The 1,526-nt window shown below is 68.1% G+C and carries 1 protein-coding gene; it reads left to right on the forward strand.

Annotated elements, in window-relative coordinates; genetic code table 11:
- A partial coding sequence (locus tag ACZY0B_RS27435) for a PPE domain-containing protein (protein WP_463767370.1) occupies positions 1–1,338 on the forward strand: 1,338 nt, incomplete at its 5' end.
- Positions 1,339–1,526: the final 188 nt, after the last annotated feature.

A 1,526-nucleotide genomic window follows, 5' to 3' on the forward strand; every position in this document is an offset into this window, starting at 1 on the left:
GCGCACAGCGCCGCGGCGGCCGCACAGCATGAGACGGCGGGCACTGCCTACACGGCGGCGGTGGCGGCGATGCCGACGCTGCCCGAGCTGGCCGCCAACCACGCCGTCCATGGCGTCCTGATGGCGACGAATTTCTTTGGTATTAATACGATTCCGATCGCGGTCAATGAGGCCGACTATGCGCGGATGTGGGTTCAGGCCGCCGGCACAATGACGACCTATGAAGCCGTGTCCACGGCCGCGGTGGCGGCCTCTCCGCAGACCGACCCAGCGCCGCAGATCATGAAGGCCGACGACTCGCCCGCTGACTCGGGGGGGAATCCCTTCAACGACCCCAAGGTCGACAACCCGCTGAACGACTTCATTGCGGACATCCTGCGGCTCTTCGGGATCAATTGGAATCCCGGCCAGGGGACCGTCAATGGCCTGCCCTACGACTCCTATACGAACCCGGGCACACTGATGTACTGGATCGTTCGAGCGCTGGAACTTCTCGAGGATTTCGAACAGTACGGCGTGTACCTGCAGCAAAATCCAGCGTTGGCTTTCCAGTACCTGGTCGCCCTCGAGACGTTCGACTGGCCTACTCACATAGCCCAAATTGCTAGCTTTTTATCCAGCTCGCCTGAGGTGCTGCTCGTCCCGGCGATCGTGGCCGTGGCCCCCCTCGGGGCCGTCGGCGGATTGGCGGGTCTGGCCGGCCTGGCCGGACTGCCCCAGCCGGCGGTCGTGCCGGTGGCCCCCGCTCCGCCGCCGCCCGCTTTGGCACCGGCGCTCGGGACGACACCGATCGCTGCGCCGGCCGCGGCCCCCGCGTCGGCGCCCGCGCCGGCGCCCACTCCCACTGCGAGCACCGTGGCCAGTCCGGCGGCGCCCGCGCCACCGGCGCCACCCGGGCCCGGTTTTGTTCCGCCGTACTTCGTCGCACCGCCCGGCATTGGATCTGGTTCCGGAATGAGCACCGCCGCCGCCGCAGGCGCGAAAAAGAAAGCGCCAGAACCAGATTCGGCTGCGGCCGTGGCCGCTGCGGTGGGGCGAGAAGAAGCCCGGGCTCGGCGCCGGCAACGGGCCCGCCAGCGCGGCCACGGCGACGAATTCATGGAAATGAACGTCGACGTCGACCCGGACTGGGGCGAGCCCTCAGGCGCCGAGGCGGTGGCCTCTGACCGGGGCGCCGGAAATCTCGGATTCGCCGGCACCGCACGCAAGGAAACCGTTGCCGCGACGGGATTGACGACGCTGGCCGGTGATGAGTTCGGGAGTGGGCCCAGGATGCCGATGATCCCGGGCACCTGGGACCCGGAGCGCGGCGAAGGGCCGCACGACAGCGACGGCTAACGCAGGTAAACGCTTGGGCGTCAGTGCTCGTCGTAGTGCTGGTCGTGAGCGGCGTGCCGGCAACCGTCGTGTACGTAGTCGACGTGATCCCCGTGCGGGATCGCGACGTGACCACATCCCGGACCGTGCAGATGGTCATGAGGCTCATGTACGGCGTGGCCGGAGGGCTCACATTCGTCGTAGTGACC

The organism is Mycobacterium sp. IDUB_19, assembly GCF_055419445.1.